The organism is Bariatricus massiliensis, from assembly GCF_900086725.1.
Taxonomy (GTDB): Bacteria; Bacillota; Clostridia; order Lachnospirales; family Lachnospiraceae; genus Allocoprococcus; species Allocoprococcus massiliensis.
Genome location: NZ_LT574838.1, coordinates 1,616,199 through 1,638,824, shown reverse-complemented (window position 1 = coordinate 1,638,824; position 22,626 = coordinate 1,616,199). Strand labels below are relative to the sequence as shown.

General features: G+C 43.9%; 21 protein-coding genes and 1 tRNA gene. 13 read left to right on the top strand and 9 right to left on the bottom strand.

The window, feature by feature from the left end; genetic code table 11:
* Nucleotides 1-6 precede the first annotated feature (6 nt).
* The 6 genes from BN6465_RS19410 to BN6465_RS19385 form a co-directional block, all read right to left on the bottom strand.
* The gene (locus BN6465_RS19410; protein ID WP_082891801.1) at nucleotides 7-396 is read right to left on the bottom strand and encodes a winged helix-turn-helix domain-containing protein; all 390 of its coding nucleotides are present in this window, start codon (nucleotides 394-396) and stop codon (nucleotides 7-9) included.
* Between the two features lie 271 nt (nucleotides 397-667).
* Nucleotides 668-1,147, bottom strand: a complete 480-nt coding sequence (locus BN6465_RS19405; protein WP_066738332.1) for a hypothetical protein — start codon at nucleotides 1,145-1,147, stop codon at nucleotides 668-670.
* Nucleotides 1,148-1,284: 137 nt separating this feature from the next.
* A complete protein-coding gene (locus BN6465_RS19400) occupies nucleotides 1,285-1,599 on the bottom strand; it encodes a hypothetical protein (protein ID WP_066738329.1) in 315 nt (104 codons plus the stop codon).
* Nucleotides 1,600-1,649: 50 nt separating this feature from the next.
* The gene (locus BN6465_RS19395) at nucleotides 1,650-1,967 is read right to left on the bottom strand and encodes a hypothetical protein (RefSeq protein WP_066738327.1); all 318 of its coding nucleotides are present in this window, start codon (nucleotides 1,965-1,967) and stop codon (nucleotides 1,650-1,652) included.
* On the bottom strand, nucleotides 1,967-2,191 hold the full coding sequence (locus BN6465_RS19390) for a helix-turn-helix transcriptional regulator (protein WP_066738325.1): 225 nt from the start codon (nucleotides 2,189-2,191) through the stop codon (nucleotides 1,967-1,969). Before BN6465_RS19390 ends, BN6465_RS19395 begins: the two co-directional genes overlap by 1 nt.
* Nucleotides 2,192-2,555: 364 nt before the next feature.
* Nucleotides 2,556-3,194 (bottom strand): helix-turn-helix domain-containing protein, encoded by a 639-nt coding sequence (locus tag BN6465_RS19385; protein ID WP_066738323.1) that lies wholly within the window; start codon nucleotides 3,192-3,194, stop codon nucleotides 2,556-2,558.
* A 469-nt stretch (nucleotides 3,195-3,663) separates the two neighbouring features.
* Between BN6465_RS19385 and BN6465_RS19380 the strand changes: the two genes are divergently transcribed.
* From BN6465_RS19380 to BN6465_RS19370, 3 genes are all read left to right on the top strand, one after another.
* Entirely contained in the window at nucleotides 3,664-4,725 is a 1,062-nt protein-coding gene (locus BN6465_RS19380; RefSeq protein WP_082891800.1) for a replication initiation factor domain-containing protein, read from the top strand.
* Complete coding sequence (locus BN6465_RS19375; RefSeq protein ID WP_066738320.1) at nucleotides 4,722-4,925, top strand: excisionase; 204 nt, start codon at nucleotides 4,722-4,724, stop codon at nucleotides 4,923-4,925. The genes BN6465_RS19380 and BN6465_RS19375 overlap by 4 nt, the downstream gene beginning before the upstream one ends.
* A gap of 78 nt (nucleotides 4,926-5,003) precedes the next feature.
* Nucleotides 5,004-6,194, top strand: a complete 1,191-nt coding sequence (locus BN6465_RS19370; protein WP_066738317.1) for a site-specific integrase — start codon at nucleotides 5,004-5,006, stop codon at nucleotides 6,192-6,194.
* Nucleotides 6,195-7,747: 1,553 nt separating this feature from the next.
* Here the strand turns inward: BN6465_RS19370 and BN6465_RS19365 are convergent.
* Nucleotides 7,748-8,665 (bottom strand): RpnC/YadD family protein, encoded by a 918-nt coding sequence (locus BN6465_RS19365; protein ID WP_066738314.1) that lies wholly within the window; start codon nucleotides 8,663-8,665, stop codon nucleotides 7,748-7,750.
* Nucleotides 8,666-9,084: 419 nt separating this feature from the next.
* Nucleotides 9,085-9,159 (bottom strand) — tRNA-Pro (locus tag BN6465_RS19360).
* 125 nt (nucleotides 9,160-9,284) lie between these two features.
* Here BN6465_RS19360 and BN6465_RS19355 point away from each other — a divergent pair.
* Nucleotides 9,285-10,232, top strand: coding sequence for an AEC family transporter (locus tag BN6465_RS19355; RefSeq protein WP_066738304.1), 948 nt, complete (start codon nucleotides 9,285-9,287; stop codon nucleotides 10,230-10,232).
* Nucleotides 10,233-10,281: 49 nt separating this feature from the next.
* Here BN6465_RS19355 and asnB read toward each other — a convergent pair whose 3' ends face one another.
* Nucleotides 10,282-12,117 carry an asparagine synthase (glutamine-hydrolyzing) gene (gene asnB / locus BN6465_RS19350; RefSeq protein ID WP_066738300.1) on the bottom strand — a complete coding sequence of 612 codons (1,836 nt, stop codon included), beginning with the start codon at nucleotides 12,115-12,117 and terminating at the stop codon, nucleotides 10,282-10,284.
* 204 nt (nucleotides 12,118-12,321) lie between these two features.
* Between asnB and BN6465_RS19345 the strand changes: the two genes are divergently transcribed.
* The 9 genes from BN6465_RS19345 (at nucleotide 12,322) to recQ (ending at nucleotide 22,479) form a co-directional block, all read left to right on the top strand.
* The gene (locus tag BN6465_RS19345; RefSeq protein ID WP_066738297.1) at nucleotides 12,322-13,503 is read left to right on the top strand and encodes an iron-containing alcohol dehydrogenase; all 1,182 of its coding nucleotides are present in this window, start codon (nucleotides 12,322-12,324) and stop codon (nucleotides 13,501-13,503) included.
* Nucleotides 13,500-14,126 carry a 4'-phosphopantetheinyl transferase family protein gene (locus BN6465_RS19340; protein WP_066738294.1) on the top strand — a complete coding sequence of 209 codons (627 nt, stop codon included), beginning with the start codon at nucleotides 13,500-13,502 and terminating at the stop codon, nucleotides 14,124-14,126. Before BN6465_RS19345 ends, BN6465_RS19340 begins: the two co-directional genes overlap by 4 nt.
* Nucleotides 14,127-14,247: 121 nt before the next feature.
* Nucleotides 14,248-15,045: a polyphosphate polymerase domain-containing protein gene (locus tag BN6465_RS19335; RefSeq protein ID WP_066738291.1), complete on the top strand. Its 798-nt coding sequence runs from the start codon at nucleotides 14,248-14,250 to the stop codon at nucleotides 15,043-15,045.
* Entirely contained in the window at nucleotides 15,018-15,692 is a 675-nt protein-coding gene (locus BN6465_RS19330; protein WP_066738288.1) for a DUF4956 domain-containing protein, read from the top strand. The genes BN6465_RS19335 and BN6465_RS19330 overlap by 28 nt, the downstream gene beginning before the upstream one ends.
* A 12-nt stretch (nucleotides 15,693-15,704) precedes the next feature.
* Nucleotides 15,705-17,669: a carbohydrate-binding domain-containing protein gene (locus BN6465_RS19325; protein WP_066738287.1), complete on the top strand. Its 1,965-nt coding sequence runs from the start codon at nucleotides 15,705-15,707 to the stop codon at nucleotides 17,667-17,669.
* Nucleotides 17,670-17,879: 210 nt separating this feature from the next.
* Nucleotides 17,880-18,437 (top strand): sigma-70 family RNA polymerase sigma factor, encoded by a 558-nt coding sequence (locus BN6465_RS19320; RefSeq protein ID WP_066738286.1) that lies wholly within the window; start codon nucleotides 17,880-17,882, stop codon nucleotides 18,435-18,437.
* Nucleotides 18,434-19,465, top strand: coding sequence for a DUF4179 domain-containing protein (locus BN6465_RS19315; RefSeq protein ID WP_066738284.1), 1,032 nt, complete (start codon nucleotides 18,434-18,436; stop codon nucleotides 19,463-19,465). The genes BN6465_RS19320 and BN6465_RS19315 overlap by 4 nt, the downstream gene beginning before the upstream one ends.
* Before the next feature lie 146 nt (nucleotides 19,466-19,611).
* Nucleotides 19,612-20,532, top strand: coding sequence for a C39 family peptidase (locus BN6465_RS19310; RefSeq protein ID WP_082891799.1), 921 nt, complete (start codon nucleotides 19,612-19,614; stop codon nucleotides 20,530-20,532).
* Between the two features lie 105 nt (nucleotides 20,533-20,637).
* Nucleotides 20,638-22,479 (top strand): DNA helicase RecQ, encoded by a 1,842-nt coding sequence (recQ, locus tag BN6465_RS19305; protein WP_066738282.1) that lies wholly within the window; start codon nucleotides 20,638-20,640, stop codon nucleotides 22,477-22,479.
* Nucleotides 22,480-22,626 lie beyond the last annotated feature (147 nt).

The window sequence follows — 22,626 nt, the reverse complement described above, 5'->3', positions numbered from 1 at the left end:
TCTCTTTTAATTAGGGATATTTTCGTTGGATTTATAGCCGACACCCCAGACGGTAAGTATATATTTTGGATTGGCTGGAAATGGCTCAATCTTCTTTCTTAACTTCCGTATAAATGAGGTTAGATTACTTCCGTCTATTTCATTGTCATAACCCCATACACTTTCGTATAGGTGTTCTTTAGTAAAAATCTGCCCTCTGTGACAAAAGAGAAAATAGAGTAAGTCAAACTCTTTTGTAGTGAGATATACTTTTTCTCCTTTGTCATTGATAAAGATACGGGTAAAGGGGTCTATCTGAAACTCAGCTACTTGTTGTTTCATAAAGACAGGCGTAGTGGAAAGTTTGGAAGGTAACCATTCGACTGTCTGTTGGAATAATTGTTCCTCCTCATCCATAAATGAAACGACTAATATTTTCCCATAAACGCACCTACCTTAATTCCTGATTTTATAGACAATATCAAATTATTTTTCTTCTTCCTTTTTCTTGTTTCTTTTTTTACTCCACCAAGTACCAGCCAATGAACATCCACCACCTAAAATAAGTACAATGATTAAAATATATAGCCATAAGTTATCCATTACATATCCCTCCTCTACTACAAATTATTTTTTACGATGTTACACGACAGTCAATCTACCACTTTTTGAATTTTAATAATATAGTTTATAGACTTTGTAACATTTGCAAAGTATCATCTATATTTTCTCTATGCCAATTTAAAGGTTTAGTGAGCATAGTTCCCATTGCCCCTATATTCAAAAAGCTCTGTCCCGTAGCCAATGTTCCAGAAGAACGAAACTCGCTCAGCTCTTTTTTCTGCGATAATAGATGTATTGTATCCGTATCAGTCATAATTGCAATCGCATAATTCGTTTTTTCCGCTTTTACCTCTACAGAATGAATAGAAGAATAGGATAGCTGCAAGGCTATGTCTTTTTTCAATGTGGTTGACATTGCCCTTACTGGAATTAAAACTAACTCACTTTTACACATCTGCAAAACATAATACTCTGTACTAAAGAAACTTGCTAATTTTTCACTTAACGTATCGCTTGGTGCATATTTCACAATGATTGCTTTGTTTTCGACAGGTTCAAAACCCGCTTCTTTAAGATATTGATGTATTGTTTTTTCTGTTGCCATACGAATGACCTCCTCTAATTGCAGTTTTCTGCATACCAATATAATAAACTATTTCACTCTTGTTGTAAAGTATTTATTACATTCAGAAAGAAAAAAATACAGATATCTTTATATGAAATACCTGTATATATACGTCTTTATCGAATTTTTCTCAATATTAAAATTAAAATATCAATTATCAAAATAATCAATGTAAAGGTTGACTGTATTGCATTACCTATTAACATAACATTTTTAACTAATATATTTAATAAAGCCCCAATAATATTCAAAATAACAAATAAAGCAACAATCCCCCAAAGACATGATGTTCCAATAATCCCACGTCCTCTTTCATCTTTTCCTTCTTTAGAAAAAGCGTACATCAATAAAGCTATGGTTAAAATAGTTCCTATTAAAAGATTTATTCGAGTAAACCATTTACTCATAAAAAGTATTTCAATAAAGTCCATTGTACTCCTCCTTAAAATCAAATATATCCTCAATGTTTACATCAAAGTCCTTATCTAATTTTTTTTAAAATCAAATACATGACAACTGCTGTTAAGAGGACAAAATTATATGCCCACTGTATTCCGTTTGCTAAACGAATTATATTTTCATTAAACCAAGGCAAAAAATACGCATAAATATTTAGAACAATAAAAAGAATAACAAAAGCGCTAAACGAAGCTGTAGCAATCAATCCTCTGCCACGCTCATCTCGTCCTTCTTTTGAAAAATAAAAGTACACAAATAGACCTAAAAGCAGAAAGCCAAATATGGCTGATGTTTGCAAAAATATTTTATTTTCCATTAACATGGTAAATTTTTCTAACATTATTGTTCCTCCGTAAAATCAAACAAATCTTCTATTGTTACATCAAATACTTTCGCAATACTATATGCCAACATCATAGACGGATTGTATCGGTTTCTTTCTAGCTGTATGATAGTCTGTCGTGATACGCCTACAAGGTCAGCAAGTTCTTGTTGGCTCATTCTTTTTGTAGCTCGATAAACATGGATTTTGCTATCAAACGAATATTTATTTTTATTTGCCACTCATACACCGCCTTTACCGTGATATTCCATTTCTGATTATAACATATTTATGACATTTTGATATATATAAATTTATGAAGGAGTAAAAAAGCCATAGTCTGTAAAATCTATTACAGACTATGGTTTACAAATTATCTTACAATCTTCCAATTTCCGTACTTATGAAGCGTCAACTCAAACGGTGAAACTTGTGTCGCCTTTTTGTTGTCAAAGATAGCGTCAGCACTTTGCACCTTTATTCCTCTTGATTACCCATGCACAAGAAATAAAAAGCCTTGTCAAGAACCTGCTACGTTAGTAGTGCGAAGCATTCTTGACTAGGCTTTTTACTTTCTGGTATCTTCTCCAAAGAGGATAAGGTCTTTTACTCAATCCCCTCTAAATCTTCAAATCCTTTTACAGTTGGCATTTTTGACAAAATCTCTCTATCTTCGTCTACGTGTTTATTCAGCATGACTTTTTCTTCCACAAGGGTATCATATGGATTGACATTCCTATGCCCCTCAATCGTTTCTCCAAACAGGTCAAGACTGTAGAAATCATCATACCTGTCGATTAACTTCTGGAATTTTTGGTGCTGTACCAGCTTTTTCAATGGGTACAAATCAGAAGCTATTCTTTCGTCCGAACTGATGTAGTCCACGATATATTCACGTAGCTTCTGCAATTCATACGCTTTCCATTCTTCCTCGCTGTCTAAGTAATTATCATACTCCCCATGTGCCAGCTCCACATTCAACATTTCCTCATGTTCTAAAAACTTCAAGATGTCCTGTTCCATGTGCGCCTTGTTCTTCCAATCCCCAGACAGCAATTCATTGGGTGTTACCCCCAGCGTGGCAGTTATCTTCTCCAGTGTGTCAAAGGTGGGATAGTTGACCCCTCTTTCAATCTTGGAAAGGCTCTGCATATTGATACCGATGGTGTCCGCCAGTTCCTGCTGATTCATTCCACGTAGCTTTCTTGCTCTCTGTATGTTTTCTCCTAAAAGCTGATAATTCATAATGTAATTTCTCCTTTCATTCACTTTATAAGCCTATCATACTTAATTTGTTTCATAAAGTCAAGAAAAAGTTGTTGACAAATAAATGTAATGGCGTTATTATGTGATTGTAGATAGTAATTAAGCACAATAAGGCTAATTACATGCTTGAGTAAGCGATTGAAAAATATATTTTCACTCTAAAAGCGTTAACGCATAGTCTTTTAGCTGAAAATGGTGGTTTCCAAAAGTGACTGGCTGGGCGGGGCACGTCCCCAAGACGTGTTCCGGACAGACAGGTGCTGTTTGGAAAGGAACGCCTTTGGCGTTCCGTCGGCAGGGCGACTATGTAACACCGCCCTGCGTATACAAGTCAAAGTACAGAAAAACCGCATAGATAAAGGGAAAAACACTGATTTTATCCCGCACAAAAAATGCGGACAGAAAGGAGAAATGAATTATAGCAACACATGAAGATTTAACCGTTAAGATTGATTACATCAGCATTGTATTTGACAATGCAAAGGCGGAGGACGTGATACGGCGTGTTCTGGAACTGCCACCCGATATTTTTATCACTTTCCCAGCAAAGGTCAAATTTAAGACTTATCTGACACGCTGGCAGATTGGGGATATTTATGTATCGGGCAATGCACAAAAAACAGAGGATAACCCACAAGGGATTGGCTGTTATCTCGTTATGACAGGCAGAGGGTGTGATGATATGTTCCGCATTCTTGACAGTAGCGAACATACTTTTGGAGATATGTTTGAACGCTGTGTCCGCTGGTTTGGTACAGACTTCCACTTTACCAGATTGGATATTGCCATTGATGATAGAAACGAAGTGCCATTCTTCACACCAAAACAGATACGGAAGAAATGCGAAAAGGACGAGTATGTTTCCACCAGTGAATACTGTCGTTTCAATGACAGCAAGCACCCCAGAGAGGATTTGGCAAGGACAACTTATATCGGTGCTGGAAAATCGAGTATTTCCTATCGCTTTTATGATAAGGACATGGAAGTAAGCACCAAATATAACAAGCCGATTGAGGAAATAGGGAGCTGGAAACGGACAGAAATGCAACTGCGTGATGAAAAGGCTCATGCCTTTGCTCTACTGTTCAAAGACAATCCTCTTGAACTAGGGCAACTGTCATTTAATGTGCTGGCTGGCAACTTACGCTTTGTTGTTCCCGGTAAGAACGAAAGCAATAAAAGCCGATGGAAAACCTGTCGGTTTTGGGAACGGTTTTTAGGTAAGGTAGAGCCTTTGAAACTGCATATCCCACCCTCACAAAATACCCTTGTGGAAACACAGCAATGGCTGACCGAGGGTGGGGTCATCTCTGCGGTCAAGGGCTTCTGCTTCTTAGAACAGTGCAACGCATTAGGGGACTTAGAGCGTGTCGGGGATATGCTTTCCAAAGCCCGATACAGTCCAGCCCTTGCCTGCAAACTGGCAGGGCATTTACAGCGGATAGACAGAGAAGAACTGATACCGTATGTACAATATGATACAAAAAGTGACAAAGGGGGTGTTCTATGAGTAGCCATGATATTCCCGTATGGGAGAAGTACACCCTTAGCATTGAAGAAGCGTCCAGTTATTTCCGCATTGGAGAAAATAAACTGCGCCGACTGGCAGAGGAAAATAAAAATGCAAACTGGCTTATTTTAAATGGCAACCGCATTCAGATTAAACGCCGACAATTTGAACAGGTCATTGACAAATTGGACGCTATTTAATGAAAATGAGCCTTATATGTGTTATTATGGGAACAAGTCATATCAAGGCTCTTTCCACAACGGAGAGGAGCAACCAGCATGAACGAAAAAAGACGGGATAACAAAGGTCGTGTCTTGAAAAATGGAGAGAGCCAGAGAAAAGACGGTAGATACTTATATAAATATGTGGACGCATTTGGAGAAACCCAATATGCCTACTCATGGAAACTTGTAGCAACGGACAACGTACCAAAAGGAAAGCGTGACTGTATCTCGCTTCGGGAAATGGAGCAGGAGATACGCCGTGACAGAGAGGACGGTATCGACACCACAGGCAAGAAAATGACATTGTGCCAGCTATACACTAAACAGAACGAACAGAGAGCCAATGTCAAGAAAGGCACACAGAACCAGCGCAAACAGCTTATGCGGATATTAAAAGAGGATAAGCTGGGTTCTAGGTCGATTGATACCATCAAGCCCTCTGACGCTAAGGAATGGGCGTTACGCATGAAAGAACAGGGCTATGCCTATCAGACTATCAACAATCATAAGCGTACCTTGAAAGCGTCATTCTATATAGCCATACAGGACGATTACATACGGAAGAACCCTTTTGATTTCAAACTGAATGAGGTCATAGAGAACGACACCGAGCCGAAAATCGCATTAACAGAGGAACAGGAAAAAGCCCTGTTATTGTTTGTGAAAACGGACAAGATATATCAGAAGTATTATGATGATGTTTTGATACTGTTAAAGACGGGGCTTCGTATTTCTGAATTATGTGGATTGACGGTTACTGACATTGATTTTATCAATGAGGTTGTGGTTATCGACCACCAGCTATTGAAGAATAAGGAAGTGGGCTATTACATTGAAACGCCAAAAACGAAAAGCGGAATACGACAAGTACCGTTAAGTCAAGAAGCGATACAGGCATTTCAAAGGGTAATGAAGAACCGACCAACGCCACAGCCGATAGTCATAGACGGTTATACGGATTTCCTCTTTCTCAATCAAAAGGGTTATCCCAAAGTTGCGATTGATTACAGTACGTTATTCAGCCGTCTTGTAGAGAAATATAACAAGTGCCATGAAACATCACTGCCACATACCACCCCTCATACGCTACGCCATACATTCTGTACGAAGCTGGCACAAAGGAACATGAACCCCAAAGACTTACAGTACATCATGGGTCATTCCAGTATCAATATCACAATGAACTGGTACGCTCATGCGTCCATTGACAGTGCCAAAACAGAGGTCAAACGTCTGATAGCATAAAAGTATTTACCACGATATTTACCACGTTTGAGAGGTAAAATATAAGAAGATACGCCTAGAAACGTGAACATCATTCAAAAGTGAAAATGCCCGAATAGCTGATAAAACAAGGCTATTCGGACATATGAGAAGATTTAAAAAGATAATCAAAAATCTATATATAATTTGTTAATAAATATGAATGGTTAGGGGCCTTATGCAATTATTTTCAAGAGCAATTTTTTGTACATAATAACCCTTTTGAGTATTACTTTAATGGACTATCTGGTGATCTATCATGTAAATTATTATCTGCTACAAATAAAGATTATATGTTCTTTTATCCTAAAATATATTATCAAGGAATTTTTGGTGCTTTTGATTATACTTTAGACATAAATATTTATAAAAGAACCTTTAAACAGAATATGAAAAATATGATTGAACAACGTGCTACTGAGAAATAAGCTACACTATAGTTTCAAATTTGGTGTGTCAAAGTCAGAAAGATGGAATTTAAAATTTTAGCTATGCTCCTAAATCTGGCATTACATTACTGCCAACTAATAAATATGGGGTCGTCTATGCCAAGTAAAATCTGTCCGGTGTATAGCGTGTTTTTGAATGGTTTTCCACGTATAGGAATTTAGTTTGAGGCGATATAAGCTACGGGGATTATAGAACATTCAATGCTGGTCAAAAAGATCAAGAAATGAATCGTCACAAAACAGGAAATGCAGGATATGATGTCCGTTTTACTGAAATGTGTTTTGAATGAAGAACTTGGGTATTTCTAATATGATTACCGGAAATGTTTTTAAGGTAGCCTTTATGAATGAAATCAACTATCATGTGCGAAACTAGGGAAGAAGTGTATCTATGCTGTACCAACAGAGGAGAGCGCACAATTAGAGCAGATGCTTTCACGCGAAGAGGAAATAGTTAATGCTCCAAAATTCAGAGATCATAAAAAGATAATTGGGCGAATCGCTGTAGCTATTTCAAATATCCAAGACCCATAAAGAGTCTAATTTGTTCGACCAATGCATAGAAGGATTTAGGCTTTAGTAGTGGAAGGTGACCAAGAATAAGACGATTTTCTCATTTGATTTTATAGGTTTTATTGATAAGCAGAAATATAGCGATATAATGCAGATAAGGGTAGATGCCGAAAAACTAATTTTGTTGCCATGTAGCTATCAACATATCTTATATCGGCTTTTTCAAATTACACAAAGCTGGGAGCTAGAAATCTAAAAGCGAATACCAACATTGACTAGTAGTACTGCATCATTTTTGTAAACAAGTACAGAGAGAAATTAATGGTAGCAAAATAAACCCATATATGAAAGGAACAGAACAAACGACATCGGTAAGAAAAGTATGTCATAGTATTGCTTTAACAGATGATCTAGTTTTTTGTTTATTAGATAAAAAAGTGAAGTGAAGCATGTATAAAAGTTGAGGAAAAAATATTTTGTCGTAATAGAAAATATATATTGTCCAATAATACCAGAAGTTATTAAATTTAAAAGAAGAGAGGGGGCGGGAATCATAGCCCCCCTCTCTTCTTTTTACTTAGTCTCTTCGGTAAGCTCTCCAGCAAGCGCCTGTATACGCTCCAACGGTTCCTCCAATATGTCGGCAATCTCCTCCAGAGTATTACCCTTAGCAAGCTTTTTGCAAATTAATTCTTTTAAAGTATGCGCTCGTCCTTCTTCAATCCCCTTTTGACGGCCTTCCTTCCAGCCATCCTCGTGGGCTTCTTCACGCATCATACGCATGACTTTTTCTTCATCATATTCATATATGCTCACCTTTTTCGCCTCCGTTCTGTTCTTGCTCAAAAATTCTGACAGAATCCCCTCTTTAATACATTCCGTAATCGCCTGTTCTACCGCCTCAGACAGGGAAACCTCCTCCGCATACCGCCTGACTCTGGCAGTATATTCAGAGTAATCCCTCAACGTCTTGCAGTTATCCAGCAGCTGTGGATTATGCCCCGGATTAATATTCAGCATAACGGCCCTTAACTCCAGCGACAGATTATCATCCGGTATCTGAAACGAATCAGAAAGCCTTAATTCCTGCACGTCCGGCTGCTCCTCGATGCCATTGTAGAAGATAACAAACTTCGGGGGTGGCAGCAGCACTTTACGGGGGCCGTACAGATTCTCATCCCGCGTCATGCTTGAATACAGATCCGAAATATACATCAGATATCTTAACGGAAGATTGGGACTATAGGTGGACTGATGCTCATAGAGCGTAAGTCTGGAGTCAATCACGAATGAGATATCATTATGCATCGAAAGGTAAATTGCATTTTCCAACGTATTCACTTCCAGCATCTCCGGATTGTCATAATTCGTTCCGTTCGCTGCATTATACAGGCTTAACAGTTCCTTCTTGTCGCTAAATACCATTTCAAATATCCGCGATTTGTAAACACGGTTAACTGCCGTATTTTTCTGATAAGTGTGTTTTTCCATAAAGTGTCCTCCTTATTCAAAAAATGTTGTTCGCAGGAGGTATCCTTTCGTTCACTTATCTAACGGGAACCTCTCTGCTGTTAATAAATGAAATAAAGCATTGAGATTCCTGAATCGTTTATATAGAAATGATAAACAGTATTGGGGTGTGCCCCTTAGAATTTTAGAATAATAATGCTTTCCAATATTTTACCACATTCTCCGCTAATTTTCTATAATAACAGAGTTACCTTCGGAGTTATCTCCATTTAGCCATTTCCACTTTTCAGAGCCTTTTGGTGGTATGAGAATACTGTATTTCTTTCTTTAAAGTGGAGTTTACAAAAAAGTCTAACTTTTAGGGGACACCTCATTTAAGATAATTCGGAACGGCTTTTAAGTTCTACAAAATAAAAAAAGTCCCATTCTATGGGACTAAATCGGGGTGACAAGATTCGAACTTGCGACCTCACGGCCCCCAGCCGTGCGCTCTAACCAAACTGAGCCACACCCCGATACCTTTCCATTATAATATAAGTTTGAAAAAATCTCAATCCTAAAATTGCAAAACTTGACATTCATTTAAAAAACGTGCAGAATATATCGGTGTATTGAATATAAAAGACAAGGGATGAGTGCGATGGAAAATTTGATTTTCAGTCTCAATGCGACGGTGCCGGTATTTTTTATGATGCTTCTAGGACTTTTATTCCATAAGCTAGGCTGGATTGACGATGCTTTTGCGGCGAAGCTTAACAAGTTTGTGTTTTTAGTTCCGCTTCCGGTGCTGGTGTTTGAGGACTTAGCTACAGTGGATTTCAGTGAAGTCTGGGATTTGAGGTTTGTCTTGTTCTGCTTTGGGGCGACGGTGATCAGTATCGCCATAGCGGCAGGGATTTCCTTTCTCTGGAAGGACAAGAGCATTCAAGGGGAGTTTATCCAGTCTTCCTATCGGAGCAGCGCGGCTCTTTTGGGGATTGCATTCATCCAGAACATATATGGGAATGCGGGCATGGCGCCTCTGATGATTATTGGAAGTGTGCCGCTCTACAATATTATGGCAGTGGCGGTGCTGTCCTTCTTTCAACCCGGACGGAGGGGGAGACTGGACAAACAGGTCATGAAGGAAACGTTTTGGGGTATTGTGTCGAACCCTATTATTATAGGAATCACCGCCGGACTTATCTGGTCGGCGCTTAAGATTCCAATGCCGCGTATATTGGGAAAGACGGTGTCCAGTGTAGGCGGTATGGCTACACCGCTGGGACTTATGGCTATGGGGGCGTCTTTTGACATCCGCAAAGCATTTGCTAAGTTAAAGCCGGCAGCAGTGGCGGCGGCCATTAAGCTGGTGGGATTCTGTGCGGTCTTTCTGCCGATAGCCGTAGCGCTTGGGTTTCGGAAGGAGCAGCTGGTCGCTATTCTTGTCATGCTCGGTTCTGCGACTACGGTCAGCTGCTTTGTTATGGCAAAGAACATGGGGCATGAAGGAACGATGTCGTCCAGTGTTATCATGCTGACTACGATGCTCAGTGCGTTTACGTTGACCGGCTGGCTGTTTCTTATAAAAAGCTTCGGTTTTATATAACAAAAATAAAGGGTGCGGATCACTGTGACGTGAGGCGCACCCTTCGTTCTTATCTTAATACAAAATATTGTTCATACCAGAGAAGGAAGGAATATACAGTATAAATCTGTCTGTGGAAATTTCCCACCTTATTCTTATGGTCTTCCAGCCACTTCATCAGAAGTTCTCTGTTAAAGAACTCGGAGACGAAGTCCTTCTGGAACATTTCTTTTACACGGTTGTAATATTTATCTTCCCGAAGCCATACACGGAAGGGAACGAGGAAGCCGAGTTTCTTTCTCTTTGCCCAGTCCATCGGAATCTTGGAGAGAGCGGAGGTACGGAAGGCTTTTTTCGTCTCCTGACCGTCGATACAGTATTTACTGTCGATGGTGCGTGCCAGATTCCAGACTTCTTTATCCAGATACGGAACACGAAGTTCAAGGGAATGGGACATGGTCATCTTATCTGCTTTGAGAAGGATATCGTGGGGCAGCCACAAATGCATGTCTAAGAACAGCTTCTTGTGGAGGTCATCTTGATCCTTCACCTGATCGAAATAAGGTTTTGTCACATCCTGATAGCGCAGGGAAGAGCGGTACTTTGGCGCCAGCACGGCGTCCGCGTCTTCGTTGTCCATGATAAAGGCCTGTCCGATATAGGATTCTTCAACGGACGTAGCGTTTCGCTTCAAGAAGCCAAGGCCCTTGTGGTTTGGCTTTGAAGCTGCCCAGCTGCCCAGTTTCCTGCGGAGGGAAGCCGGTACAATTTTGCGGTATACATCGCCGGATTTGCTTGGCTTATAAGTGTCATATCCACCGAACATCTCGTCGGCGCCCTCGCCGCTCAATACAACCTTCACATCCTTTGCCGCAAGCTCGGATAAGTAGTAAAGCGGAACGGCGGACAGGTTGGCGTGAGGCTCGTCGGAATGATACTGTACTTCCGGGAGCGCGTCGAAAAATTCATCGGATGAAATTTCTTTCTTTGCGTTGGACATATGAAGGATGTCACACAAATCTTTGGAGTAGGTCGTTTCGTCAAAACCGCCCACCTCAAAGCCTACAGAGTAAGTCTTCATGGGCTTTACGGTAGAAGCGATATAGCTGGAATCTACGCCGCCGGATAAGAAAGAGCCTACTTCTACGTCGGCAATCTGATGATAGTCCACGGATTCCTGAATGGTCTCTCCAATCTTTTTTACAGTCTCTTCAAAGCTTCTGTCTTTTTTCTCGTAGGTCGGGTCGAAATATTTGGTTGTCTTAAAATCTTTGCCGTCATAGGTGAAATAGGTTCCCGGCTCCAGCTTGAATACGCCCTTGAACATGGTTTCAAGAAGCGGAGTGTACTGGAAAATAAGATACATCTTGAGGGCATCTTTGTTGACTTCCTTGTGGAACGCCGGATGTGCCAAGAAGGATTTTATCTCGGAGCCGAATAATAAAGTCCCGTTCATCTGCGCATAGTAGAACGGTTTGATGCCGAAATAGTCTCTTGCCCCGTACATAGTATGGTTTTCCTTGTCGTAGATGACAAATGCAAACATACCCCGCAGCATGGATGCGGTCTTTTCCCCATAATTTTGATATGCCTGTAAAATAACCTCTGTGTCGGAGTTCGTCTGGAACGTACAGCCGTATTTTTCAATCAGGTCTTTGCGGATTTCTTGATAATTGTATATCTCTCCGTTGAAGATAATGACGTGCCTTCCGTCGGCACTGTGGATAGGCTGAGAGCCGCCCTCCAAATCGATGATACTTAAGCGGCGGAAGCCGAGAGCCGCGTAATCGTCAACGAAACTTCCCTTGCTGTCCGGGCCTCGGTGAGCGATGAGCTCCCCCATCTGATCGAGTATTTCTTCTCTATTATAATCTCCTGTTCCATAGTAGCCTGCAAAACCACACATAATTTCACGTCCTTTCTGACATATACCGGCCTGTCCTAAATGCTCCGGCGGGTTAATCTAACGTGAATTATACCATAGTCTATAGCAGGTTGCCAAGCATTAAACGCTGAAATATGGAGTTGTCGAAGAAAAGCGCTTGCTTTTTTCCTCGTTTTTGTATACAACTATAATTAGTAGATGACACGACAGAAGGAGGATTTAACTATGGAGGATTTTAGATTTTATTCGCCTACTTATTTTTGTTTCGGAAGAGAGGCAGAGGCGAATACAGGAGAACTTGTGAAGCGTTTCGGAGGTTCTAAGGTGTTGATTCATTATGGCGGTGGCTCTGTCAAGAAGAATGGTATTTTTGATAAAGTGACGGCGTCTCTTAAGGAGCATGATATTCCTTATGTAGAGCTGGGCGGCGTGAAACCGAACCCCCGCAGCGGACTGGTGTATGAGGGGATTGAGCTCTGCCGGAAGGAGGGCGTTGACTTCGTTCTGGCGGTGGGCGGCGGAAGCACCATTGACTCTGCAAAGGCGATTGCGGCCGGCGTGGTCTATGACGGTGACTTTTGGGATTATTACTCCATGGACAAAACTGTGGATGAGGCGCTTCCGGTGGGAACGGTTCTGACCATCGCCGCGGCGGGAAGTGAGGGGAGCGGTGACTCGGTAATCACCCATGAAGACGGTATGCTTAAGTGGGGGGCGACAGGAGAAGCTATACGTCCCAAATTTTCCATATTGAATCCTCAGAATACTTGTACGCTTTCTGCATATCAGACAGCATGCGGAATCACTGATATCATGGCACATGTATGCGAACGGTATTTTACAAATACAGAAAATGTAGAAATTACGGACAGGCTCTGTGAGGGGATTTTAAAGACAATGATTGAAGAATCCCCTAAGGTTATGGCAGATCTTCAAGATTATGAAGCGAGAGCCAATATCATGTGGGCGGGCATGGTGGCCCACAATAATATCTGCGGCGTAGGCAGGGCGCAGGACTGGGCGAGCCATACGTTAGAGCATGAGCTGTCCGCTCTCTATGATGTGGCGCACGGCGCCGGTCTGGCGGTAGTCATGCCTGCGTGGATGGAATATGTGGCCGAGAACTACAGCGCCGACAGAGCGGTACAGTTTGCGGTAAGAGTGTGGGGTTGCGATATGAATTTTGCAGAGCCTATGCGCACGGCGGAAGAGGGAATCGCCCGTTTCCGTGCATTCTTGAAGTCTATCGGTATGCCCGCTAATTTTGAAGAGCTGGGAGCGAAGGAAGAAGATATTGAGAAGCTTGCGGCTCATCTGGGACTTGGAGAAGAGGATACGATCGGCGGATTTATGAAGCTTGGAGTGAAAGACGCGGAGGCAATCTATCGGATTGCGGCGCGTGCATGAATACTGTCTTAACCTATTGGGCAGAGATTGAACCGCTTCTCAATCCGGAGAATTATCAAAAAATATATGATACGCTTCCTCTGTGGCGCAGAGAAAAAGCCGACCGCATCCGTTTTTCCAGAGACCGTGCGCTGAGCGTCGGTGCGTGGAGGCTGTATACGCTGGCCTTGGAGCAGGCGGAAGCTGCGGAGGAGGCGCCGTTTAACCTTTCCCATTCGGGGGACTATGTCCTAGTCAGTATCGCCCCGGAGAAAGAACAGGTGGGCTGCGATATTGAGGTGATGAAGGACGCCAAGGATTCACTGGCAAAAAGATTCTTTCGACAGCAGGAGTATGAGTGGATGATGGCGCAGGAGGAAAAAGACAGAAAGGAAGCGTTCTACCGGCTCTGGGTGCTGAAAGAAAGCTTTATGAAGGCTACCCGCTATGGAATGAAGCTGGGGCTGGACTCCTTTGAGCTGGAAATACCGGAAGAGGGAGAACCAGCTCTGTGCGTACAGCCGGATTTTGTGAAAGGCAGGTACTTTTTCCGGGAGTACACTGTTCCCAGAAAGGACGCGCGAATAGCAGTATGCTCCACGAGCAGCATGTTTGTCCAGCCTAAGAAAATAGAATTGATATAACCATGTATTACACCCTGCAGAGGGCCTATTCTCTGCAGGGTGTTTCATTATTTTTTCACATTTTTCCCATATTTTCCCCACATTTTACAAGTACAATACCAAATGGAAGGAGATGAAATATATGGGAAATGCCAGTGTATTCCAAAGGGTGGAGAAGAAGTACCAAATGTCGGAAGAACAATATGCCAGATTTCTGCAAAAGACGAAGGAATTAATTCATGAAGACGAGTTTGGCCTGCATACCATTCACAATATCTATTTTGACACACCTAATTATGGGCTTATCCGCAGTTCGCTGGAAAAGCCGAAGTATAAAGAAAAATTCCGTATGCGGGGGTACGGCACGGTCACACAGGACAGCGAGATATTTCTGGAGATAAAGAAGAAATATCAAGGCGTGGTCTACAAGCGGAGAACCTGTGTTTCTTATAAAGAGGCAGAGAGATATGTAAGCGAAGGGGTCTTGCCGGAGGGCAGTGACCAGATTATGCGGGAGATTGACTATTTCTTCCAGTTTTACAAACCGCAGCCGCAGGTGTATCTTGCGTATGATCGGGTGGCTTATGTGGGAAATGAAGACGACCAGCTTCGCATTACAATTGACCGGAACATACGGAGCCGTTACGAGCGTTTGGAGCTGGGGTATACCGGTGGCTGCCGCAGCTTGAATCCGGGGACATATTTGATGGAAATCAAGGTAGCTATGGCGTATCCGGTATGGCTTTCGCGGATTCTGGCTGAGCTGCAGATATATCCCATATCTTTTTCAAAATATGGGAACGTGTATGCCAATTCAGTCCTCAGTGGTGAACTTCACCCATGGCTCAGGGAAGCGGGTGGGCAGCAGATGTCAGAGAACAGAAAAAAACAGAGGGAAAAGGAGAAAGAATCATGTTTACAAGTATACTCAGCAGTGTAGAAGGAACTTTAACTATCCAAAATGCGCTACTGTGCACCATTGTTTCTCTGGTGCTGGGCTTCGTGATTGCGGTGGTCTATATGAGTCAGGGCGGTTACACAAAGAATTTTGTCATGACACTTGTCTTGCTCCCGATGCTTGTACAGCTTGTCATTATGCTCGTGAACGGCAATCTTGGAACGAGCGTGGCAGTTCTGGGTACCTTTGGGCTGGTACGGTTTCGTTCTGTGCCCGGGACATCCAAAGATATTGCCAGTATATTTTTCGCCATGGCGGTGGGTCTGGCGACGGGAACCGGCTATCTGACATTTGCGGCGGTGATGACAGTAATTGTGGGCATAGTGTTCTTGATTCTAGGTAAATCTAATTTTGGAGAGGCCAGACAAAATGAAAAACATTTAAAAATTACCATAGCTGAAAACTTGGATTACACAGAAATTTTTGATGATATTTTTCCAGTATATACGAGCAGATGCAGCCTTCAGAGGGTAAAGACGGTGAATCTAGGCAGCATGTATGAGCTTGACTACCAGATTACATTGAAGGATGCCGGAAAAGAAAAAGAGATGATTGACGCGCTCCGCTGCCGCAACGGGAACCTTACCATAGTGTGCGGCCGGAGAGCGGCGCTTCAGGAAGAATTATAAGGGGTTATCAATATGAAAAAAATAAGGATATTAGTACTTTGTGTCAGCATGGCAGTGCTGGCAGCCGGGTGCAGGAACGGCGCTGCAGACAGCGGCGAGACGGAAACTACCGCCGGAGAAAGCTCCCTTCATGCCTCGAAAAGCACAGTTACTTTGACCGAAGGGAAATACAGCAAAGAGAAGCTGGACGATACATGGGATGAAAAAGAAGCGGTAGAAATATTGTGCGAGGGTAAGACGGCTGTGGCCGAGGGAGAAGGAGTCCGGACAGAGAACGGCATTGTCACCATAAGTCAGGAAGGCACCTATGTATTGACCGGGACGCTGGACGACGGCCAGCTGATAGTTGACGTGGAAAACAAGGGAGATGTCAAATTGATATTTAATGGAATATCTTTGACCAGCACCAGCACTGCGCCTGTATACATAAAGGAGGGCAATGTGGTCATCACGCTTGCGCCAGATACAGAGAATACCGTCACGGACGGAAAGGAATACCTCTATGAAGAAGGGGAGGATGAACCGAAGGCCGCGATTTTTGCCAAGGACGACTTGACGTTTAACGGAACCGGCAGCCTTACGGTCAATGGAAACTACAATAATGGAATTCAATGTAAGGACGATTTGAAATTTGTCACCGGTACCTATCATATCATTGCGGCCAATAATGGTATTGTGGGAAAGGACAGTGTATCGGTAAAAAACGGCAATTTTACCATTGAGGCCGGGAATGACGGGATAAAGTCTACCAATATCGACGAGACAGATAAGGGATATATTCTTATTGAAGGAGGGGCATTTACAATCACGGCTGGTGCGGATGGCATTCAGGCTGAGACCCTTCTTAGAATCAACAATGGAGAGTTCGACATTGTGACGGGAGGCGGAAGCCAAGAGGCGGTACAGCACGCAGAAACACCCGGCGGGGCAGGCGGTGGGAAGATGCCGGCAGGCGGCATGGACGGTATAGGACAGCCTGACGGCAGAGAGCGTACCATGCCTCAGGACGGAGAGGAGAACGGAACACCTCCGGACGTGAATCAAGGGGAGGCACCTGAGAAACCGGAAGGAGAAGACATGTCCCAGATGCCGGAAGGAGAGGACGTGTCCCAGACACCGCAAGACAGAGAGAAAATGCAGACGCCGGAGGATACCGGAGATACTACGGAGACAGCCAGTACAAAGGGGCTGAAATCTTATGTAGACTTAATAATAGCCGGAGGCACCTTTACTTTGGATGTGTGTGACGATGGGGTACACAGTAATCAAGACGTGATTATAGAGGGCGGAACTTTACGCATACAGACTGGGGACGACGGGGTACATGCAGACCAGAAGCTTACGGTAAACGGGGGAGCTGTCGATGTGCAGAAGAGCTATGAGGGTCTGGAAGGTTTTGAGATAGAGATAAATGGCGGGGATATAAAGGTCATCGCCAGTGATGACGGAATAAATGCGGCCGGAGACAGTGATAGTGCCGCTGAGCCGGAACAGATGAGAGGAGGCATGGCGGATGAAGACCAAGGAGCGCTTCTCACTATCAATGGCGGAGATATCTATGTGAATGCCAGCGGAGACGGCTTGGACGCCAACGGCGACATCTATATAAACGGCGGGAATGTTACAGTCCACGGTCCCGTAAGCGGGGGAGACGGTACGTTGGACTTTGCGTCGGAGTGCAAGATTACCGGAGGAACATTTTTGGCAGACGGAAGCCTTGGAATGATTCAGAATCCAAGCGATACCTCCACTCAGCCCGTGATTGTCAGAAGCCTGACGCATGTGGCTGAAGCCGGAACCGAGGTCACTTTGACGGATCAAAACGGAAATGTACTTGCACAGTACACGACGGAAAAGGAAGCACAGTGGTTTGCCATATCGACGGCAGAACTGAAACAAGGGGAGAGTTATGAGTTTCAAGTAGGCGGCGATAGCGCCGAGGTGGCAATAGAGCAGGCCGTTATGCAGGTTAATTAATTAGCGTTATAGGAAAATTAGATATTAGACAGACATTCGAGTGTGAAAGTGAGCCGAATGTCTGTCTTTTTTTAAAATAATGATAGAAATCTATGTTATGATACGAAGTAATAAGTGTAGACGCGTCATTACTGCAGAAAACCCGAAAAACAAAGTGGGTTCGGGTATCCACTTTGAATAACTGCCGGCAGGCTTAAAGGAGACGACAATATGAAAATTAATAAGGACAATTATCTCCGGCAGCTCAGACTCCACGATGAGAAAGCGCTTGTCTGGGTGATTGAGGAATATAATGGTCTTGTGACAGCGATTGTGAGAAAAAAGCTGTATGCGCTGCCGCAATACCACGAGGAATGTATCAGTGATGTATTCCTAGGAGTGTGGAAGAATATCGAATACTATGATGAATATAAAAACTCATTCCAGAACTGGATTGCGGGTATCGCCCGATTCAAGTCTGTAGATTATCTGCGGAAATATTTGCGGGAGCTTCAGACGGAGTCCATTGAGGACGTAACAATTGCCGCTCCGGATGATTCCTACGACCGGATTATGGCAAAAGAGGTCTCAAGGGAGGTAGAACAGATGCTTTCCTGTCTTAGGCCAAAGGATAGGGAGCTCTTCACAAAGCTGTATGTGGAGGATAAAAGTTTCGAGGAAGTGAGTGCAGAAACTGGCATGACAAAGGATGTAATTTATAATCGGGTATCGCGCGGAAAGAAAAAAATTAGAAAATTATTTCCGGTGCGGGAAGGGAGCGGACAATGAGTAATGACAATATTTATAGAATGATGAATGAAATTGAGACGGATATCACAGAGTTTACAGGTGCTTCTTGTTCGGATATTGAGACAAAGAGGACAAAAAAGAAAGTCATGGATAAACTTCACGCCAAAAAACGGGGCAGGCGTTGGGCTGTTGCCGCCTGTGCGGTGCTGGGCGTAGGACTGCTGGCCGCTGGGCCTTTTGGTTCACAGGTAAACGCCGGTGTTAAATTGGCTTCCTATTATATTGGAAGCTGGTTCGGGGCGGAGGTTCAGAATTATGAGGAATGTATCGGCGAGGCCATCACGAAGGATGGCGTGACTGTCCAGCTTAATTCGGTGGTGCTCGACGGTAATGAGCTCACTGTTTCCACTACGATTGATGCGGGTGAGAAGGTGGGCGCGGAGGCTTGGCCTTCCATAGACAGTACCGTTTACATCAACGGGAGAGTCGCCAGCTATGCCGGAGGCGGAGGGGTAAGTCAGGAGGATGACCAGACATTCCTCAGCATTATGACTTATAGTCTGGAGAAGGATATGATTCGTGAGAATGAAAAAATGGATATGGAAATAGTGATGCAGGATATGCAGGGCTTACATTCCCGCACTTGGGCATTCCAATTTACGGCTGACGGCGCAAAGCTGGCCGCGGACACGGTGCACATTCCCGTGGATCAGACGATCAGTCTTCCGGACGGCAATGAAGTTACTTTCACGGAACTTTCAAGAAATGCCATGGGAGATAAACTATTCTTCCGTTTATCCGGCGACAAATTGACCTATCATCTCAAATTAACTGGAACTGATGATATGGGAAGGCCTATCGTGTTTGAACTGAGACAAAGCCATGGAAATGAAGGCTATGTGATTGCAGACCCTAATTATCCTATGGATGAAGGAAAGAATGTCATTGACAATGAGGCCAAGACGTTGACCCTGACACCTTACGCGGCAGAATTTGCTAAGGAAAGCGGACGGGAGAACGATGATTATAAGGAGACAGGAGCGCCATTTACCGTGAATTTAAAGTAGAAACAGCCGTGACAGGATTCGACCTGATATCTTAAATTTTTCATAAACCGGTTGAAACATAGTGTATTCTGACCAAAAATGTGGTAAAGTAAATAACACATAAAACATTGACTCAGAGCTTGATTCAGAAGGGATAAGGATGCACTATGTCACGGAATAGAAGGAAAGAGCTGAGGCGGAGATTGATATGCGGTATCACTGCGGGGGGTGTCTGTCTGGCACTGCTGGCGGCAGGCAGGGGGAATACCGCAAAGGGGAATCAGAAGCAGGTAGAAAGCAGCGCAGAGATTAACACGGCGGCAGCCAGTAAGTCGAATATAGAGAGTAAGATAGGCAAGGTGCTTGCAAGTGATATTTATGGCAGGCAGCTGGGAGCGTTATATAAAAAGCATCCGGAGGTATCGGAGATTATATTGAACAGGGAGAAGTATCCGGATTTTTTGATAGAATATTTTATTGGCCATGAGGAAGCCCTTCAATGGGTGATCGACTATCCGGTGTACATGGAGAAAGGGACGGAAGCTGTCAATAAGACGGCCTTGGAGCCGGTGGATCTGCTTACGTACTATATCCAGAAGGACATACCAATCTATTACCAGTGGGATCAGGCTTGGGGGTATGCCACTTATGGAAATGGATTGGTTGCCATCGATGGATGCGGCCCAACGTCACTGTCTATGGTAGTGACGGCACTCACCGGAGATACTTCCATGACACCGAAGCGGATTGCAGATTTCAGTGCGGCGGAAGGGTACTACACAGAGGAAGTGGGAACATCTTGGGCGCTGATGTCCGAAGGCGCGTCAAAGCTTGGCCTGCGTTCGTATGAACCTGCATGGAGCGAGGCGGCTGTCAGAGCAGAGCTTGCGGCGGGACATCCCGTCATCTGCAGTATGGGGCCGGGGGATTTTACAGACCAAGGACATTTTATCGTATTGGCAGGGATGACTTCGGACGGGTCTATCGTTGTGAATGACCCCAACAGCCAAGTGAATACCCGCAAGCGGTGGGAATTGTCAAAGATTATGGAGCAGATGAAAGCAATGTGGGCATTTTCAACTCCGTAGTTCAGAAAGAAACAGACGGTTGGACTTAGTGGACCGGCATGCAAAAATGTATGCCGGTCTTTTCGTCTCGGTAGCGCGATCACTTTATTCAAAGAAGGAGACTTTATGACACAATATGATATTTTGAAACAGTATTTTGGTTATGACACGTTCCGGGACGGCCAGAACGATTTGATAGAGAGCATATTGAAAGGAAGAGATGTGCTGGGAATCATGCCCACGGGGGCGGGGAAATCCATGGTATATCAGATTCCGGCGTTGATGATGGATGGAATTACACTGGTCATATCGCCGCTGATATCTTTGATGAAGGATCAGGTAGGGAATTTGAATCAGGCGGGAATTCTGGCGGCTTATCTGAACAGTTCATTGACTCCGGGGCAGTACCATAAAGTTCTGGAATATGCGCGGGCAGGCAGATACCCTATTATCTATGTCGCGCCGGAGCGTCTGGTCACAGAGGAATTTCTGAACTTCGCGCTCGATGAGAGGGTGAAGATTTCTATGATAGCGGTGGATGAAGCCCACTGCGTCTCTCAGTGGGGGCAGGACTTCCGCCCCAGTTACCTAAAGATAGTAGATTTTATCCGGCGTCTTCCCAAGCGCCCCGTTGTGAGCGCGTTTACCGCCACGGCGACGGAGACTGTAAGGGATGACATTATGGATATACTGATGCTGCAGAATCCAAATGTTATGACTACTGGATTTGACCGTCCTAATTTATACTTTGCAGTGCAGTCTCCTAAGGACCGATATGCTTCCGCAAAGAATTTTCTTGAGCGTCATCCGGAGGACAGCGGCATTATCTATTGCCTGACTCGAAAGGTAGTGGAGGAGGTCAGTATGAATCTCATACGTGACGGGTTCTCCGTGACAAGATATCACGCAGGGCTTTCTGACACAGAGAGAAGGAATAATCAGGAGGATTTTATCTACGACAGGGCGAGGATAATGGTGGCGACGAATGCCTTTGGAATGGGAATCGATAAGTCGGATGTCCGCTTTGTCATACATTATGGCATGCCGAAAAATATGGAATCCTATTATCAGGAGGCCGGGAGGGCCGGACGTGACGGGGAGGCGGCAGAATGCCTTCTGCTCTACAGCGGTCAGGACGTTATCACCAATCAGTTTTTTATTGACAATAATCAGGATAACGAGGAGCTGGATGAACTCAGCCGCGAAATTGTGGCCCAGCGTGACAGGGAGCGTCTTAAGAAGATGACATACTACTGTTTTACAAATGAGTGTCTCCGGGATTATATTCTGCGCTATTTCGGAGAGTATGGGCCTAATTATTGTGGCAACTGCAGTAATTGTCTCAGCCAATTCGAGACAGTGGATGTTACGGAGGCCGCCCGGGCTATCGTGAAATGTGTGCAGTCCAGCCGGCAGCGTTATGGCGCGGCGGTCATTATAGATACCCTGCATGGGGCGAACACGGCTAAAATCCGGAATTATCATATGGATGAGAATCCATATTACGGGAGCCTTCCGAAAGTTCCTGCATATAAGCTTAGGCAGGTGCTGAACTACCTTCTTCTCCAAGAATATCTGGAGGTGACCAATGATACCTATGCTATTGTCAAGCTGACGTCAAAGTCTGAGGAGCTTTTTGGGGAAGACGTTACGGTGACTATGAAGATGGCGAAAGAGCAGGAGCGCCCGGCAAAGGAAAAGAAAGGAAAAAGACGGGGGAAGAGTATGGAGGCAGGCACAGAATTTACCGAGGAGGATGAGAACCTGTTTGAGCGGCTGCGCGCTCTTAGGAGCGAGATTGCAAGAGAGGAAAAGGTACCTCCGTATATGGTATTTTCGGATAAGACATTGACCCATATGTGTATCCTGAGACCGGCTTCAAGGGAGGAAATGCTCAAAGTGTCCGGTGTGGGAGAATTCAAATACGAGAAATACGGCAGGCGTTTTCTAGACTGCATATGTTCCTAGACGGGCCAATGTGGTATAATAATTGCACATAAGTGCAATTAAGGCAATTGCATTGCCTTTATGCCGCCTAAGCGGCATATTATACCGGCAAGCCACCACTTGAAAAGTAAATGGCGCAAAGCGCCGCTTCCTTTTCTGCGTTTGTGG